Origin of the sequence: Arthrobacter sp. NPDC089319 (assembly GCF_040684925.1) — a bacterium.
Taxonomy (GTDB): Bacteria; Actinomycetota; Actinomycetes; order Actinomycetales; family Micrococcaceae; genus Crystallibacter.
The window spans coordinates 196,432-211,430 of sequence record NZ_JBFBGZ010000007.1 but is presented as its reverse complement, the minus strand read 5'-3'; the positions used below and the strand labels follow the sequence as shown (position 1 = coordinate 211,430).

Below are 14,999 nucleotides of genomic sequence, written 5' to 3'. Positions count from 1 at the left end.
CGCCAGAGCACATCGTGCTCCGCAGGCGCCGCGCCGACAAGCCCGAGGTGCAAGACTGGGCAGGTGCCGGATCATTCAACGCTGCTGAACACCGGTCCCGTTGTCTGGGTTCTGCTGGTTGCCCTGCTGGGCGTTGCCGCCACCGTCGGACGGACCGTGCTGGGGATACCCATCAGGCAGGTCCTGTTGGCCGGGACCAGGGCACTTGCCCAGCTGGCCATCGTCGCCGTCGTCATTTCCCAGCTAGGCAGGTCCGGCTGGCTGGCCGCAGCCTTCCTGCTGCTGATGCTGGCCATGGCCTCGTGGACCGCCGCACGCCGCATCGGTGACACAGCCGTCTGGCGGGCGGCGCTCCCCATTGCCGCCGGGACTGTGCCGGTTGTCGGTTTGATGTTGTTAACCGGGGTTCTGCCGCCGCAGCCCTTAGCCTTGGTGGCCGTGGTGGGCCAGCTGATCGGTGGTTCGATGACCGCCACGAATCTGGCCGGCCGGCGGCTGAGCCAAGAGCTGCAGGCGCGGTCGGGGGAAGTCGAAGCCGGGCTGGCCCTTGGGCTACGGGGCCGTGCGGCCAGATTGCTCGTGGCCCGGCCGGTGGCAGCCGAGGCGCTGTTGCCGGCGTTGGACCAAACCCGCACGGTTGGCACGGTCACCTTGCCCGGAGCGTTCGTCGGCCTGGTGCTAGGGGGTGCATCGCCGCTCGACGCCGGCCTCATCCAACTGGTGGTTTTGGTATCGCTGCTCGCGGCCGAAGCCATTGCGGCTTCCGTCACGGCGTACCTGGCCGAGGGCGGCCTGCTCGGCCACCTCGCCACACCCGAATGAAACGGACCGGCTAGTGGCCGGCCTCCTGCCAGTTGGCGCCCACGCCCACCGAAACATCCAGCGGCACGGACAAGTCCGCGGCACCGCCCATCTGGGCCCGCACCAACTGCTCCACCTGCTCCCGCTCCCCCGGCGCCACTTCCAGCACCAGTTCATCGTGGACCTGCAGCAGCATCCGGGACTTCAGCCCCTGGCTTTCCAGCTCTTGGGCGACGCCGAGCATCGCCTTCTTGATGATGTCAGCGGCGGAACCTTGGATCGGCGCGTTAAGGGCCGCCCGCTCCGACATCTCGCGCAGCTGCCGGTTGTCGCTGGCCAGGTCCGGCAGGTACCGGCGGCGGCCTTCGATCGTCGAGGTGAACCCGTCAACTCTGGCCTGGTCCACCACGCCGCGCAGATAGTCGCGGACGGCGCCGAACCGGGAGAAGTAGTCCTTCATCAGCGTCCGGGCCTCGTCCACCGAGATGTTCAGCTGCTTGGATAACCCAAACGAGCTCAGTCCGTACACCAGGCCGTAGGACATGGCCTTGACCTTGGCGCGCATCTCGCTGGTCACATCCTCGGGCGCGACGCCGAAAATGTGTGCGCCGACGAACCGGTGCAGGTCCTCGCCGGAGCGGAAGGCTTCGATCAGGCCCTCGTCGCCGGACAGGTGGGCCATGATCCGCATTTCGATCTGCGAGTAATCCGCGGTCAACAGCGTCTCGTAGCCCTCGCCGACGACGAACGCTTCCCGGATGCGCCGGCCTTCTTCCGAACGGACCGGAATGTTCTGCAGATTGGGGTTGATCGAGGAGAGCCGTCCGGTGGCGGCCACGGTCTGGGCATAGGTGGTGTGGATCCGCCCATCGTCCGCCACCGTCTTGCGCAGGCCTTCCACCGTCTGCCGCAGCTTCGTGGCATCGCGGTAGGTCAGCAGCTGGACCAGGAACTCATTGCCGGTCTTGGCGAACAGATCATTAAGTGCGTCGGCGTCGGTCGAGTAACCGGTCTTGATCTTCTTGGTCTTAGGCAGGCCCAGGTCCTCGAACAGCACGGCCTGCAGCTGCTTGGGCGAGCCCAAGTTGATTTCCTTGCCGATGATGCCGAAGGCTGCCGAACTGGCGGCGTCGATGGTGACCGTGAAGTCGTCCACCAGCCGGTCCAGCGCGCTGGCGTCCATCGCAATGCCAGCCAGTTCCATCCGCGCCAGCACCAGCGACAGCGGCAGGTCCAGCCCACCCATCAGCTGGTTGGCGCCGCGCTCGACCAGTTGACCGGCAAAGTGCTCGCTCAGCTGAAGCGCTGCGAAAGCCTGCACCACCGCGGGACCGGCCTTGTCATCCTCGGTCAGGCCAAGCTCCAGCTGACCGCTGGCGGCTGCATCCGGAGCCGCCACGGACATCTTCAGGTGGTACTGGGCCAGGTCAGCCAGTTCGTAGCTGCGGCGGTCGGGCTGGATGAGATAGGCCGAAATGGCGGTGTCATCTACCACCCCCAGCAACTCGAGTCCTCTCCGCGAGAGCACCTTATAGGCGTACTTGAAGTCGTGGACGACCTTCGGCGCGTCCAGGTCGGACAACCAGTGTGCCAGCAGCTGCTCGGCCTCGGCGTCCAGCGTGGCCAGCGGCACATAGGCCGCTCGTGCGTGGGCCACCAAAGCCAGCCCGACGGCGTCGTCCCCACCTTCCGCAGTTTCCGCCACAAGCTGCAGGGCGACGTTCAGCTGGTTGGTCTCCGCCAGCCACTCCTTCAGCGCAGCTGCTTCCGAAATCACCTGATGAGCAGGTGCATTGACCTCGGTCTCACGCACGGCGTCTTCCTCGCCGAAGAGGTCGAAGAGCCGCTTGCGCAGCGTGTTGAACTGCAGGGCATCGAAGAGTTCCTCGATAGCGGCGCGGTCGGGGTGCTGCAGCACCATGTGCTCCAGCTCCACCGGCAGCTCCAGGTCCCGCAGCAGGTGGTTGAGCCGCCGGTTCCGCTTGACCGAGTCCACGTTGGCGCGCAGGGATTCGCCGACCTTGCCGCCAATGGATTCCAGGTTCTCCAGGATGCCGTCCACGCCGCCGTACAGGTTGATCCACTTGGCAGCGGTTTTGGGACCCACGCCCGGAACGCCGGGCAAGTTGTCGGCCGTTTCGCCGACCAGTGCGGCCAGATCGGAATAGCGCTCCGGCGGGACAAAGTATTTGGCCTCCACCGCAGCGCTGTCCATTGGCGGGATGTCGCTGATGCCCTTCTTCGGGTACAGCACGGTGACCTTTTCGGTGATCAACTGGAAAGCATCGCGGTCGCCGGAGACCACCATGACTTCCCAACCAGCGTCTTCAGCCTGGGTGCTGAGCGTGGCGATGATGTCATCGGCTTCATAACCGTCAAGGGTGACGGTGGGAATCTGCATCGCCTCCATCACTTTGACGATCAGGTCCACCTGGCCGTGGAATTCCTCCGGCGTCTTGTTCCGGCCGCCCTTGTACTCGGCGTACTCCTGCGTGCGGAACGTGGGGGTGTCAAGGTCGAAGGCCACCGCAACGTGGGTAGGTTCGCGCTGCTCGATCATCTTGATCAGCATGGAAGTGAAACCGTAGACCGCATTCGTATGCTGGCCGGTATCCGTGGAGAAGTTCTCCACCGGCAGCGCATAGAAGGCGCGGAACGCCATGGAATGGCCATCGATCAGCAACAGGCGGTGAGGGCCGGAAGATGCGCCCTCTACGCCGGTCAGCGGAGCCCCGCCGGTGTCCAAAGTGGCTGTCGCTGCGTCCGGTTTGTTAGATTCACTCACACCTGCCAGCCTAGTTCCCATGAGCGACAAATTCACACCCGACGGCGGTGTGCCCGAACACGTGCAGGCCTCCGCCGGGGCGACGATCGCAGAACTCGTCGATGCCGGTGTGCCGGAACACCTGCACCGCTGGCTCCTGCATACCGGCGTCGGTCCGCTGGTGGTCAAGATGGGAATCGTTTTCAGCGAAATGACACCGCAGCGCATCGTCGCCAGCATGCCAGTGGAGGGAAACACCCAGGTGGCGGGCATCCTGCACGGCGGCGCCCACGTTGTGCTGGCCGAAACCCTCGGTTCCTTCGCCGCGGCGCTGCACGCGGGACCCGGCCGCCACGCCGTTGGGATTGAAGTTGGCGCCAGCCACCATCGGTCTGTTTCGTCCGGCCTGGTCACGGGAACCGCGACGGCGATCCAATTGGGCCAATCCCTCACCGTTCACGAAGTGGTGATGACCGACGACGAGGGACGGCGCCTTTCCACGGCTCGGATCACCAATTTGATCCGCGATAACCGCTGAGGAAGCACCCCGGGGAATACGCATGTGAAATTACTACATGCTTTCTGGTCAGGCCGCTTCGCCGACGATGTTGCCCCGAGGGCTTCGCACAACGGCCCATCCATTCTCAGCAGTGACGCCGGGACGGGGACCCTCCGCGGCATTCACTTGTCGCATGGCCGCATTGACCACAGACAGCGCCTGACGGACTGCCTGCACAGCTCGAGCAGGCAGCTCTTCCCCTTGCGGCCCTTGAAGTCCTGTAGCCGTGGTGCCGGGCAGTGGTGGTGAGGTGGAGGTGTAGGTGTGGCCGGTCGGGGTGGTGGTCTCGACGGCGTGGCGGGGTCCGTCGACGGGTTTGGCTGACCAGCCGTCGGCTTCTTTCGACTGGTTGCAGCGTTCACACAGCCCCTGCCCGTTGGCCAGGGAGGTGGGTCCGCCCCCGGACCAGGCGACGATGTGGTCGATGTGCCGGATCGGCGCATCACACCAGAGGCCGGTGCAGAACGCGTCCCGGGCCATGACCATCCGCCGGATCCCGTCCGGGAACTTCCGCGCCTTCGAGTCCATGCCCAACAGCTGCCCGGTTCCCGGGGCTGTGTACAGCCGCCGGATCCAGACATCCTCCACGCCGCCGACTTTCAGGTCCCGCAGCCTGACCTGCCTCGCCTGCTCGCGGGCGGTCTTCCAGCCCGGCTCGGTCCCGGCCGGCGGGGCCTTGTGCCCGAAGCCGCTGCCCGGTGGGCCGGGCGGTTTGTCGCCTGACGGGCTTTGGCCTGCTTGGTTCCCACCGGCATCGGCATCGGCCCCCTCCGGTGGGTCTTGGGGCAGGCGGATCAGGTCCCGGGCGTACTGGGCCGGGACAATGCCGTACCCGGTCAGCCGGGCCGGTTCATTCTCGCCCTGCAGCAGCGCCCGGTCCGTCATCACCAACTGGACTTCGAGGGTGGCCGGGTCGACAGTTGTGCGGCCGGTGACGCGTTCAAACACGGTATCGGCCATCATCTGGCCCCGGGATCTGGGGTCCCCGGCATTGCGCAGCCGCTCCGCCGCTTGATGCAGGGCAGCCATCACCGCAACCCCCTGAGTTACCGGCAGCAGCGTCCGGACCGAGACCATCACATCGGGTTCGGGCCGGGAGGAAACATGCCGGTCCGCTTCGGCCTTCGCCGCCCGCTTCACCACCGCGCGCGCATCCAGCCGGTACGCGATGCGTTTGGCTTCGGCCTCGAGCTGCCGGTTGCCCAGCCCGTGCAGGCGGTCCGGGTTCCCGGCCAGTTCCTCATCAACGCGCCCGCGGTGCTCCGGGGTCAGGCCGTCGGTTTCACGGACCAGGATCGCCGCCCGCCACTCATTCAGCTTCCCCGCCTCAAGTGCTTTGAGTGTGTGCGGCATCTCGTTCACCAGAACCTTCGCCCGTCCCAACAGGACGGCGCCCTGGTTCGGGGACTCCCGCCTCGCCAACCCAATCTGCTTGGCGATCCCCTCGCCCCGCTGCGCGGCCCGAACCCCAGCGGCGGCCCGCTCGGCCCGCATCCGCTGATCCAACGCGACCATCAGCCTGGCCTGATCGGCGGCGATCGCGTCCTTGGCGTTCTCCCGCGCGGTGATCTGATCCACCAACTCGGCCGCGGACGCATCCAGATTCACCGGCGGCAGCGCGATCGCAGACCCGTTCACGGCCGCCGATCCCACGGGCCCGGCAGAGCCGGGCGGACGAATCGTGGCGGCCGAAGGCATCGCGCCGGCCGCAGGCACAATGCCGGGCGCAACCGAGGCATCGGCCGCGGCGGGCTGTTGGGGTGCTGCTGCCGGATCAAACATCTCACGCGTCTCAATCTTCAGCATGCCCACACAGGGCACGGCATCGACTACGAACGGTCGCGGAACAAAGCCCGCAGACGCCACCGGAATACCCCTACCGGTGGCCAACGTTTGGTACTGAACTGCTACTGAAAACAGCCTATAAGCCGGGTGTGACAGTTTCGGATCCGGGCCGAACTGCTGTGAAAAATGCTACGAACCAGCCCTACCTGTTTCGGATCACCAACCAAAGGAGCGGCGTATGCGTGCGAGGCGCTGGTAGCGCAATAATCGTCGCGCTACACTGCGGAACCCGGTGGGATCGGGCACCTTGACCCAGCGCGGCTCAACTGCCGGCGGGCGTGAGGTCGTAGTGCATCTCCACCAGATCGCCCAAGGCGCGGGTGGCACGAAGCCGCGCCGGCGCCGTCGTGCTTGGGACCGGGAGTAGTGGCTGGCCGCCGCCCAGCGCGACCGGGACCAGGGTAAGAATTAGTTCATCCAGCAGACCGGCGGAGGCGTATTGCGCGGCGAGCTGGCCGCCGCCCATCAGCCAGACGTCTTTCTCCCCGGCGTCGGCGCAGATGCTCGGATGGAAGATAGCCACGTCGCCGCGCACAAACGTGATGTCCGCCCCGGCAACGCCCGGCAGTTCGTGGTGGGTAAAAACCCATGTGGGTGTTGAGCCGTAGGCCCAGGCATCCGGCCCCTCTGCCAGCAGAAATTTGTACGTCTCCGAGCCCATCACAATGGCGCCGACCCGCTGCATGAAGGTCTCGATGCTGTCCTGGACGCCGGTGGCGTCGTTGAACTGCATCAGCCAGTCAAGCTTGTTCCTGCGGTCGGCAATATACCCATCCATCGAGCTGCCGACATAGTAGATAGTCCGGGCCATGGGCCCATGCTAGCCAGCGGGAAGGACTAGTGAAAGGCGGGCACGATCAGGTATATGCCGTAGGCCACAGCCACAGCAGCCACCGCAAAGCTCAGGTAGGCCAGTCCGCGGTAGGCCGGGCGGCGCGATTCGGTCGCATCGGATGCCACGGCCAGCAGGCGGACGCCGAGGCCGTAGGAGCCGACCACGAGCAGTGCCGAAACGAGAGTCGCGACGGCGACAATCAGAAATGCGAACCAGTCGATGTTCATCGTGCCGCCCCTTCATCGGTGCCGTCTTGGTTGTTCGTGGTCCCGATCTTGGCGGCCCGAGCAGCTGCCGCCGTAGCTTTCGCCCGGCCCGCTTGCTTGGAGCCCGCTTGCTCGAGGCCAGTCACCTGATCGGGTCCGCCACCGACTTCGGAGCCAGCCGTCGACTCGAGGCCCGCAGCCACTGCGGCCTGTTGCTTGGCCCGCTTCTTAGCGGTGGCCTTGCGCTTCTTCTTGCGCTTGATCCTGACGATCTCGCCGGCCTGGTCAACGTCGCTGATGGCGTTGTCATGACCGATCTGGTTGCGCTTGGACATGATGTACATCACGCCGATCACCAGCGCACCGGCAACGGCGTCGATCACCACGCCGACCACGCCCAGGTGTGCAATGAACGCGGCCAGGGCGCCGATGGCACCGGCCGCGGGCAGGGTCAGCAGCCAGCCGATGCCGATACGCCCGGCGGTGTCCCAGCGGACCTTCGCTCCCTTGCGCCCCAGCCCGGAGCCGATCACCGATCCGGAGGCAACCTGGGTGGTGGACAGTGCGAAGCCCAGATGGGACGAGGCAAGGATGGCCGACGCCGTGGAGGACTCGGCAGCAAAGCCCTGGGCGGGCTTGACCTCGGTCAGGCCGGAACCCATGGTGCGGATGATGCGCCAGCCGCCGGAGTAAGTGCCCGCGGCGATGGCCAGGGCACAGGACAGGATGACCCAGAACTCCGGGCCGGTGCCCGCCGCCTGGAAACCGCCCGCGATCAGCACCAGGGTGATCACGCCCATGGTCTTCTGCGCGTCGTTGGTTCCGTGTGCCAGGGCCACCAGCGAAGAGGAGAAGATCTGGCCGTAGCGGAACCCGCCGCGCTTGGGACTGGAGGCGCTCTCGTCCCGTTTGGTGATCCAATAGGCGAGCTTGGTCGCCAGATACGCCACGGTTCCGGCGATCAGCGGGGCCAGAATCGCCGGCAGCAGCACCTTGGACACCACCACGCCGTAGTCCACCGCTTGGAAGCCGGCGCCGACGATGGCCGCACCGATCAGCCCGCCGAAGAGCGCATGCGAGGAACTCGACGGCAGGCCCAGCAGCCACGTGATGATGTTCCACACGATCGCACCGATCAGACCGGCAAAGATCATCAGCGGCGTGATTTGAATGCCGCCTTCGCCCTCGCGGATAAGCCCGCCCGAGACGGTCTTGGCCACTTCCGTGGAGAGGAACGCGCCCACCAGGTTCAACACGGCTGCCAGTGCCACGGCAGTCTTCGGTTTGATGGCCCCGGTGGCAATCGGGGTGGCCATCGCGTTCGCCGTGTCGTGGAAGCCGTTGGTGAAATCGAAGAACAGCGCCAGCACGACGACGAGCGCGACTATGAAGGTGAGGTCCACCTAGTTACCCAATCTTGTTGGAAGAATTCATCCTGAGTTCACCGGGCCGGGATTGTGAACGCAACCTTTCGGCAAACCGCCTTCCGATTGTAGAGCTCCGCCGGGTCCACGCAAACCGGGCCGGGGCCGTCGCGGGCGCCCCCGAGGGAAAGCCGGCAAGGGCGCCGCGGGAACGCTGCCGTGATCGCCGCGCAAGGCCGCGGAAAATTCGGACTTGCCCGCCTCGGACCGCCGCAGTACAACGGTGGGATGGACGCGAAAACTGCGGCATGGATCACTGCCTACCGGCGGGCGTGGGAGACCAACGATCCGGACCAGATCGGCGCCTTGTTCGCCACCGACGCCGAATATCGGCCCGACCCGTGGACGGCGCCGTGGCGCGGCCGGGACACCATCGTCCGGGAGTGGCTGGCTCGCAAGGACGAACCCGGCGCAGCGACGTTTGAGTGGCGCGAAGTCGCGGTGGCCGACGGCGTTTCCGTGGTGGAAGGAACAACGGTGTATCGAGAGGGACCCACGTACAGCAATCTGTGGGTGATCCGCCTCGACGGCCAAGGCCAAGCGACGCACTTCACGGAGTGGTGGATGGACCAGTCGACCCCTTCCTGACGTCCTGAGGCCCAGCCCGCGCCGGTCGGAGAATCAGCCAGGACCGGCCGCCCGTGGATTAACCCGTGGATCAACAGGCGCCCGGGCCGTAAGCTCAGGGAATGGCGAGATACTTCGACGTCCACCCAGAGAATCCGCAGGCTCGGTCGATCGGACAGATTGTGGACCTTGTCCGGTCCGACGCCTTGATCGTGTATCCGACGGACTCCTGTTATGCGTTCGGCGCACAGTTGGGCAACCGGGACGCCCTGGATCGGATCCGGACCATCCGCCAACTCGACGGCAAGCACCATTTCACCCTTGTCTGCAAGGACTTTGCCCAGCTGGGCCAGTTCGTGCTCATCGACAACAAGGTCTTCCGCAGCATCAAGGCGGCCACGCCCGGCAGCTACACCTTCATCCTGCCGGCCACCAAGGAAGTTCCCCGCCGGCTGCTGCACCCGAAGAAAAAGACCGTCGGCGTCCGCATTCCGGCCAACAACGTGGTCCAAGCCATCCTGACGGAACTGGGCGAGCCGCTGTTGTCCAGCACGCTGCTGCTGCCGGGCGAAGACGAGCCGATGACGCAAGGCTGGGAGATCAAGGAGCGGCTGGACCATGTGGTGGAGGCGGTGGTGGATGCCGGCGACTGCGGCTCCGAGCCGTCCACCGTCGTCGACTTCTCCAGCGGCACCGCCGAGGTAGTCCGGCACGGCGCCGGCGACCCGTCCCGGTTCGAGTAGGCCGCCGGTCAGTCCTTCTTGCGCGCCCGGCTGGGCTGGACCCGCGGCGGCTCGCCCGGCATCTTCGGGTAGTCCGGCGGGAACGGCATCTCCCCCAGGCCCGCTGCGAGGTCGCGTTCCCACCACTGCAGCAGGACGTCGATTTTGCCCGGGTTGTCGTGCATTTTCGCCCAGGGGTCACCAGTTGACTTCAGGCGGTCCGGCACGGTGCCAATGGTGAAGTTCTTTGGGTCAGCGGTCTCCAGTTCGTCCCATTCGATCGGGCAGGAGACTGAGGCGTGCGGCAGCGCCCGCGGGCTGTAGGCACCGGCCATGGTCCGGTCGCGGTTGGCCTGGTTGAAGTCCACGAAGATCCGCTCGCCGCGCTCCTCCTTCCACCAGGAGGTGGTCACCTGCTTGGGCATCCGGCGCTCAATCTCCCGTGCGGCAGCAATGACGGCGTGGCGCACATCCAGGAATTCGTGCGTGGGTTCAATCGGAGCGAACATGTGCAGCCCGCGGTTGCCGGACGTCTTGATAAACGCCTCCAGCCCGGCCTCGGCCAGCACCGACCTCAGCTCGATCGCCACCGGGATGGCATCGTCGAAGGATGTTCCCGGCTGGGGATCCAGGTCGATGCGCAGCTGGTCCGGGTTGTCCGAGTCCTCGGCCCGGGAAGGCCACGGGTGGAACACCACGGTGTTCATCTGGACCGCCCAAACCGCCGCGGCGGGCTCATCGAGCACCAACTGCGGGTGCGAGCGGGCGCTCGGATAGACCACCATCACCGAGCGGACAAAATCCGGGGCGCCCTTGGGCGGATTCTTGGAGAAGAACTGCTCGCCGTCGATCCCGTCGGAGAACCGCTGCAGGGACACCGGCCGGTCACCGTTGGCGCTGATGAACGCCTCCCCCACTTCGGCGATGTAGCGCGCCAGATCCAGTTTGGTGATGCCCAGCTCGGGCCACATCACCCGGCTCGGACTGGAGATACGTACCTCACGCTCACCGTGCGGTCCATCGACCGTCAGCGTTGTTTGTTCGCTGGCCATGGAAACACCTAAACATACACACGTGGCTTCTGGCGAGGGCATGATGGGAGCATGCAAGTCAGCGAGTCACATGTGTCCATCGACGTTGGCCAGACCACCGTCTCCGGCGTCTATGCCCGGCCGGATGACCCGGTGGCCACGTTGGTGGTGGCCCACGGCGCCGGCGCCGGCATGGAACACCCGTTCCTGTCCGGCTTCACCCGCGCACTGAACGACGACGGCGTTGCCACCTTGCGCTTCAACTTTCCCTACCGGGAGGCTGGCAAGCGGTTCCCCGACCGCCCGCCGGCCGCCATCGAGGCCTGGCGCGCGGCCATGCAGGAAGCTGCCGCACGTTCTGAAGGCGAGCCGCTGTGGGCGGCAGGGAAATCCTTCGGCGGCCGGATGGCGTCAATGGCCGTAGCCGAGGGGATGCCCGCCGCCGGCCTGGTCTACCTGGGCTATCCGCTGCACCCGCCGGGGAAACCGGAGAAGCTCCGCGATGAGCACCTGTACGGCATGACGCTGCCGATGCTCTTCCTGCAGGGCACCCGGGACACCTTCGCGACCCGCGAACTGCTCGAATCCGTCGTCGAGCGGATCGGGCCAAACGCCGTCCTGGACTGGCAGGAAGGCGGCGACCATTCCTTCAGTGTGAAGGGCCTCAAACGTTCAGCGGACGACGTCGGTGCCTCCCTGGCCGCGCCGGTGGCGGAATTCCTCCGCTCACACAGCTGACACTCACGGCACCGCCGTCGTCAACGCACGGTCCACCGCCGCCAACACACAGTCAGTGCTAAGGCTGGTCGATGTCGACGATGGTGTCGATGGTCCGTGGGGAGGTGATTGGATCCGCCTGGCGATGGGCAACCTTCCACTCGCCGTCCTCCATCCGGAAGACCGTGGTGACCCGCAGCGATACCGGGAGCATCTCATCGGAGCCGCGGACCTTCGCGTTGGTCCGCTCGATTTCCACCATGTAGGCCACGTCTGTCCCGGCGTAGGCGGTCACCCGCTCGAACCGGTTGGGCTCGCCCTCCCTGAGCATGGAAGCCGCCCGCTCCATGACCTGCTCAATCTGGTGACGGCCCCGGGCAGGCGGGCCGAGCGGATTTGCGAGCGTCACGTCGTCCTGCCTTGAGAACAGTTCCCTCTGCAGCGCCGGGTCTCCCCGGACGAAGGCATCCAAGGCGTGATGGTAGCGATCTACGATCGGCTCCAGATCGGACCAAGACATGATTCCTCCTGAGCACCGCTTCCGGCCCACGGCAGTTGCCGCTGGTGGGGCCGTTGATACAGTCATGCTCCCACCGGCCACGCGGAGACGTCCATCAGGCCGGCACGGATGCACTCTCCGGGGATGAGGCGTCTCGTGGCCAGCGGCCGGACGCGAATCCGGGTGGTTTCCCCGGACGCTCTGCGAGCGCGGCCGGTACCAGCCGCCTAGTCGCGGGCAGATCCCGGGACTACGCTGGGCAGGCAGAGGGGCGCGTTGCCGTGGTCCCGTCGCGCAGCGTATCCCTTGAGGGAGGGATCCAATGAACGAGCGCAGCAGCGGACACACGCTGGAGTTGGAATCCGTGCTGGAAGCGCCGTACGAGCGGGTCTTCCGCATGCTGACGGAACCGGCCGAACTGGTGAAATGGTGGGGCCCCGCAGGCTTCACCACGCCCGAGGCGACGCTCGACCCACGTCCAGGCGGAAGCTACCGCCTGACCATGCAGCCGCCCGACGGCGAGCCGTTCCACCTCGCCGGCGAGTTCCTCGAGGTCGATCCGCCGCGCCGCCTCGTCTACACCTTCCGGTGGGAGGAACCCACGCCCGACGACCGGGAAACCACCGTCATACTTTCCCTCGCCGCCCGGGCCGGCCAGACGTGGATCGCCCTCACCCAGGGCGAATTCGCAACCGAAGAACGGCTCGCCCTGCATCGGGACGGCTGGACCGACGCCCTCGGGAAGCTCGCCGAGGTGGTCCGCGCCGGCGCGTAGACCCTTCCGGCTCCGCCCTACCGTTGCGACTTCTCGCCCGCGCCTACCGTTGCGACTTCTCGCCCGCGGCACTTGCCGGAACCGGGTCGTGGCGCAGATAGGCACGCCGGAAACGTCCGGTGCCGCCGGTCAGCGCCCGAAGCTCGACGGCGTAGCGGAGCAGCTCCTGTTCGGGAACTTCGGCGCTGATTTCGGTTCCCTCCCCGTCCGCTGCGTCCGATCCGGTCAGCTTGCCGCGCCGCGCGGACAGATCACTCATCACCGTTCCCACATAGTCGTCGGGGACCGTAATGGTCACGGCGGAGACCGGCTCAAGCAACTGGATGCGGGCAGCGGCGGCGGCTTCGCGCAAGGCCAGGGCGCCGGCGGATTGGAAGGCAGCGTCGGAGGAATCGACGCTGTGGGTCTTGCCGCCCACCAGCGTCACCCGGATGTCGACGACAGGGAACCCGGCGGAGACGCCCTTTTCCATCTGCGAGCGCACACCTTTTTCGACGGCGGCGACGTACTGGCCGGGGATCACTCCCCCGACGATCTTGTCCACGAATTCGAACCCGGCCCCCTGCCGGAGCGGTTCCACCTCAATGTCGCAGATGGCGAACTGGCCGTGCCCGCCGGATTGTTTGACGTAGCGTCCGTGCCCGGGAGCCGCCGCCGCGAATGTTTCCCGCAGCGGCGTGACCACGTCCACCGTCTGCACGTTGACGCCCTGCCCGCGCAGCCGGTCGAGCACCACCTCGGCGTGGGATTCGCCCATGCACCACAGGATGAGCTGGTGCGTCTCCGCATTGCGCTCCACCCGCAGCGTCGGATCCCCCGCGGTCACCTTGGCCAGGCTCTTGGCCAGCGCGGCTTCATCGTTGCGTGTGGCAGCCTCGATTGCCACTGGCAACAGCGGCTCCGGCATCTCCCACGGTTGGATAAGCATCGGGTGCTCCCTCCCCGACACAGTGTCCCCGGTCTCGGCGGCGCCGATCTTTGTCAGCGCGCAGATGTCGCCGGCGATGCAGTAGGACACCGACCGCAAGGCGGCGGCGACCGGAGCGTGCAGGTGCGTGACCCTCTCGTCACTGTCATGGTCGGCATGGCCGCGGTCGGCGAGCCCATGTCCGGAGACGTGGATGGCCGAATCGTCCCGCAATGTTCCGGAGAACACCCGCACCAGGGATACCCGACCCAGGAATGGGTCTGTGCTGGTCCGGACGATTTCGCCGGCAAGCGGTCCGTCCGGGTCACAGCGCAGCGGGGTGCTTGGCGAACCGTACAGGCCCGTCACCTGCGGCACGGGACGTTCCAGCGGCGAAGGGAAGGCCCGCCGGAGCATGTCCAGCAACTCCGCTACGCCCAGCCCCGTTTCCGCCGAGGTGGCCAGCACCGGGTAGAACGAGCCGCGGGCGACGGCAGTCTCCACGTCGGACAAGAGGACATCAAGCCCAATCTCCTCGCCGCCCAGATAGCGGTCCATCAGGGACTCGTCTTCGCTCTCCGCGATGATGCCTTCGATCAGCGCGCTGCGGGCCTCCTCGGCAGCGGCCAACTCCCCCGCGTCTGCGGGCCGGATGACCGGTTGGCGTTCCCCTTCTGGGTACTCCGACACGCTGCCGGAAAGCAGCCCGTGCAGCCCGGATACCGCAGCCCCGCTCCGGACCGGCAGGTACAGCGGTTGCACCGACTCGCCGAAGGCATGGCGGCAGTCGTCCAGCGCCGCATCGAAGTTGGCCCGCGGGTGGTCCAGTCGGCTGATTGTGACAGCCCTCGGCATTCCGACGGCGGAGCACTCCTCCCACAACGCCATGGTCGCCGCATCGATACGGTCGACGGCGGACACCACGAACAACGCCGCGTCGGCGGCGCGGAGACCGGCCCGCAGTTCGCCCGTGAAGTCCGAGTAGCCCGGGGTATCGAGGAGGTTGATCTTGACGTCGTCGGACATAAAAGGGAGAACGGAGAGCAGCACGGAACGCTGCTGGTGGATCTCCGACGGGTCCGAATCGCTGACGGTGGTGCCCTCCAGGATCGACCCCATCCGGTTGGTCGCGCCCGTCGCCACGAGCATGGCCTCCGCGAGCATTGTCTTGCCGGCTCCGGAATGGCCTACCAGCACCACGTTGCGGATGTGTTCGGGCCGGGAGACCGTGGCCGCGGCAGAACCCTCCGCCCGCCGCAGATCGGTGCTCCGCCGAGATCCCTTTGCCAAGCCGTTGGCGGACTTCCCCGACATGAGCGCCTCCTGGCGTCGTAGGCATCCTCGTCC

The 14,999-nt window shown here is 66.5% G+C and carries 14 protein-coding genes; 6 read left to right on the top strand and 8 right to left on the bottom strand.

Annotated features, from left to right (window positions below):
• Positions 1 to 63 precede the first annotated feature (63 nt).
• Positions 64 to 822: an ABC transporter permease gene (locus AB0N75_RS12415; RefSeq protein WP_364650060.1), complete on the top strand. Its 759-nt coding sequence runs from the start codon at positions 64 to 66 to the stop codon at positions 820 to 822.
• Positions 823 to 832: 10 nt separating this feature from the next.
• On the opposite strand, the gene polA is transcribed toward AB0N75_RS12415, so the two are convergent.
• On the bottom strand, positions 833 to 3,607 hold the full coding sequence (gene polA / locus AB0N75_RS12410; protein ID WP_364650057.1) for a DNA polymerase I: 2,775 nt from the start codon (positions 3,605 to 3,607) through the stop codon (positions 833 to 835).
• On the opposite strand from polA, the gene AB0N75_RS12405 reads away from it, so the two are divergent.
• The gene (locus AB0N75_RS12405) at positions 3,606 to 4,103 is read left to right on the top strand and encodes a hotdog fold thioesterase (RefSeq protein ID WP_364650055.1); all 498 of its coding nucleotides are present in this window, start codon (positions 3,606 to 3,608) and stop codon (positions 4,101 to 4,103) included. The genes polA and AB0N75_RS12405 overlap by 2 nt on opposite strands.
• A 48-nt stretch (positions 4,104 to 4,151) precedes the next feature.
• Here AB0N75_RS12405 and AB0N75_RS12400 read toward each other — a convergent pair whose 3' ends face one another.
• The 4 genes from AB0N75_RS12400 to AB0N75_RS12385 all read right to left on the bottom strand — a co-directional run bounded on the left by AB0N75_RS12400 (position 4,152) and on the right by AB0N75_RS12385 (position 8,413).
• On the bottom strand, positions 4,152 to 5,930 hold the full coding sequence (locus tag AB0N75_RS12400; protein WP_364650052.1) for a DUF222 domain-containing protein: 1,779 nt from the start codon (positions 5,928 to 5,930) through the stop codon (positions 4,152 to 4,154).
• 301 nt (positions 5,931 to 6,231) lie between these two features.
• Positions 6,232 to 6,780 carry a dihydrofolate reductase family protein gene (locus AB0N75_RS12395; protein ID WP_364650049.1) on the bottom strand — a complete coding sequence of 183 codons (549 nt, stop codon included), beginning with the start codon at positions 6,778 to 6,780 and terminating at the stop codon, positions 6,232 to 6,234.
• A 26-nt stretch (positions 6,781 to 6,806) separates the two neighbouring features.
• A complete protein-coding gene (locus tag AB0N75_RS12390; protein WP_364650046.1) occupies positions 6,807 to 7,031 on the bottom strand; it encodes a hypothetical protein in 225 nt (74 codons plus the stop codon).
• Positions 7,028 to 8,413 carry an inorganic phosphate transporter gene (locus tag AB0N75_RS12385; protein WP_364650044.1) on the bottom strand — a complete coding sequence of 462 codons (1,386 nt, stop codon included), beginning with the start codon at positions 8,411 to 8,413 and terminating at the stop codon, positions 7,028 to 7,030. Before AB0N75_RS12385 ends, AB0N75_RS12390 begins: the two co-directional genes overlap by 4 nt.
• Positions 8,414 to 8,662: 249 nt before the next feature.
• Between AB0N75_RS12385 and AB0N75_RS12380 the strand changes: the two genes are divergently transcribed.
• Together AB0N75_RS12380 and AB0N75_RS12375 are read left to right on the top strand one after the other, a co-directional pair.
• On the top strand, positions 8,663 to 9,022 hold the full coding sequence (locus tag AB0N75_RS12380; protein WP_364650041.1) for a nuclear transport factor 2 family protein: 360 nt from the start codon (positions 8,663 to 8,665) through the stop codon (positions 9,020 to 9,022).
• A gap of 101 nt (positions 9,023 to 9,123) precedes the next feature.
• Positions 9,124 to 9,744, top strand: a complete 621-nt coding sequence (locus AB0N75_RS12375) for an L-threonylcarbamoyladenylate synthase (protein ID WP_364650038.1) — start codon at positions 9,124 to 9,126, stop codon at positions 9,742 to 9,744.
• Between the two features lie 8 nt (positions 9,745 to 9,752).
• Here the strand turns inward: AB0N75_RS12375 and ligD are convergent, their stop codons facing one another.
• Entirely contained in the window at positions 9,753 to 10,775 is a 1,023-nt protein-coding gene (ligD, locus tag AB0N75_RS12370; protein WP_364650035.1) for a non-homologous end-joining DNA ligase, read from the bottom strand.
• Positions 10,776 to 10,826: 51 nt separating this feature from the next.
• Between ligD and AB0N75_RS12365 the strand changes: the two genes are divergently transcribed.
• On the top strand, positions 10,827 to 11,492 hold the full coding sequence (locus AB0N75_RS12365; protein ID WP_364650033.1) for an alpha/beta family hydrolase: 666 nt from the start codon (positions 10,827 to 10,829) through the stop codon (positions 11,490 to 11,492).
• Between the two features lie 58 nt (positions 11,493 to 11,550).
• Here AB0N75_RS12365 and AB0N75_RS12360 read toward each other — a convergent pair whose 3' ends face one another.
• Complete coding sequence (locus AB0N75_RS12360; protein WP_364650030.1) at positions 11,551 to 11,991, bottom strand: nuclear transport factor 2 family protein; 441 nt, start codon at positions 11,989 to 11,991, stop codon at positions 11,551 to 11,553.
• 301 nt (positions 11,992 to 12,292) lie between these two features.
• Here AB0N75_RS12360 and AB0N75_RS12355 point away from each other — a divergent pair, with 301 nt between their 5' ends.
• Entirely contained in the window at positions 12,293 to 12,745 is a 453-nt protein-coding gene (locus AB0N75_RS12355) for an SRPBCC domain-containing protein (RefSeq protein WP_364650027.1), read from the top strand.
• A gap of 43 nt (positions 12,746 to 12,788) precedes the next feature.
• Here AB0N75_RS12355 and AB0N75_RS12350 read toward each other — a convergent pair whose 3' ends face one another.
• Positions 12,789 to 14,966, bottom strand: coding sequence for an elongation factor G-like protein EF-G2 (locus AB0N75_RS12350; RefSeq protein ID WP_364650024.1), 2,178 nt, complete (start codon positions 14,964 to 14,966; stop codon positions 12,789 to 12,791).
• Positions 14,967 to 14,999: the final 33 nt, after the last annotated feature.

What these genes read in the sequence shown, in the direction of transcription:
- AB0N75_RS12395 (WP_364650049.1), bottom strand. Translation starts at nt 6,780, where the DNA reads ATGGCCCGGACTATCTACTATGTCGGCAGCTCGATGGATGGGTATATT.
- AB0N75_RS12350 (WP_364650024.1), bottom strand. Translation starts at nt 14,966, where the DNA reads ATGTCGGGGAAGTCCGCCAACGGCTTGGCAAAGGGATCTCGGCGGAGC.
- AB0N75_RS12400 (WP_364650052.1), bottom strand. Translation starts at nt 5,930, where the DNA reads ATGCTGAAGATTGAGACGCGTGAGATGTTTGATCCGGCAGCAGCACCC.
- AB0N75_RS12355 (WP_364650027.1), top strand. Translation starts at nt 12,293, where the DNA reads ATGAACGAGCGCAGCAGCGGACACACGCTGGAGTTGGAATCCGTGCTG.
- AB0N75_RS12365 (WP_364650033.1), top strand. Translation starts at nt 10,827, where the DNA reads ATGCAAGTCAGCGAGTCACATGTGTCCATCGACGTTGGCCAGACCACC.
- ligD (WP_364650035.1), bottom strand. Translation starts at nt 10,775, where the DNA reads ATGGCCAGCGAACAAACAACGCTGACGGTCGATGGACCGCACGGTGAG.
- AB0N75_RS12390 (WP_364650046.1), bottom strand. Translation starts at nt 7,031, where the DNA reads ATGAACATCGACTGGTTCGCATTTCTGATTGTCGCCGTCGCGACTCTC.
- AB0N75_RS12380 (WP_364650041.1), top strand. Translation starts at nt 8,663, where the DNA reads ATGGACGCGAAAACTGCGGCATGGATCACTGCCTACCGGCGGGCGTGG.
- polA (WP_364650057.1), bottom strand. Translation starts at nt 3,607, where the DNA reads ATGGGAACTAGGCTGGCAGGTGTGAGTGAATCTAACAAACCGGACGCA.
- AB0N75_RS12405 (WP_364650055.1), top strand. Translation starts at nt 3,606, where the DNA reads ATGAGCGACAAATTCACACCCGACGGCGGTGTGCCCGAACACGTGCAG.
- AB0N75_RS12360 (WP_364650030.1), bottom strand. Translation starts at nt 11,991, where the DNA reads ATGTCTTGGTCCGATCTGGAGCCGATCGTAGATCGCTACCATCACGCC.
- AB0N75_RS12375 (WP_364650038.1), top strand. Translation starts at nt 9,124, where the DNA reads ATGGCGAGATACTTCGACGTCCACCCAGAGAATCCGCAGGCTCGGTCG.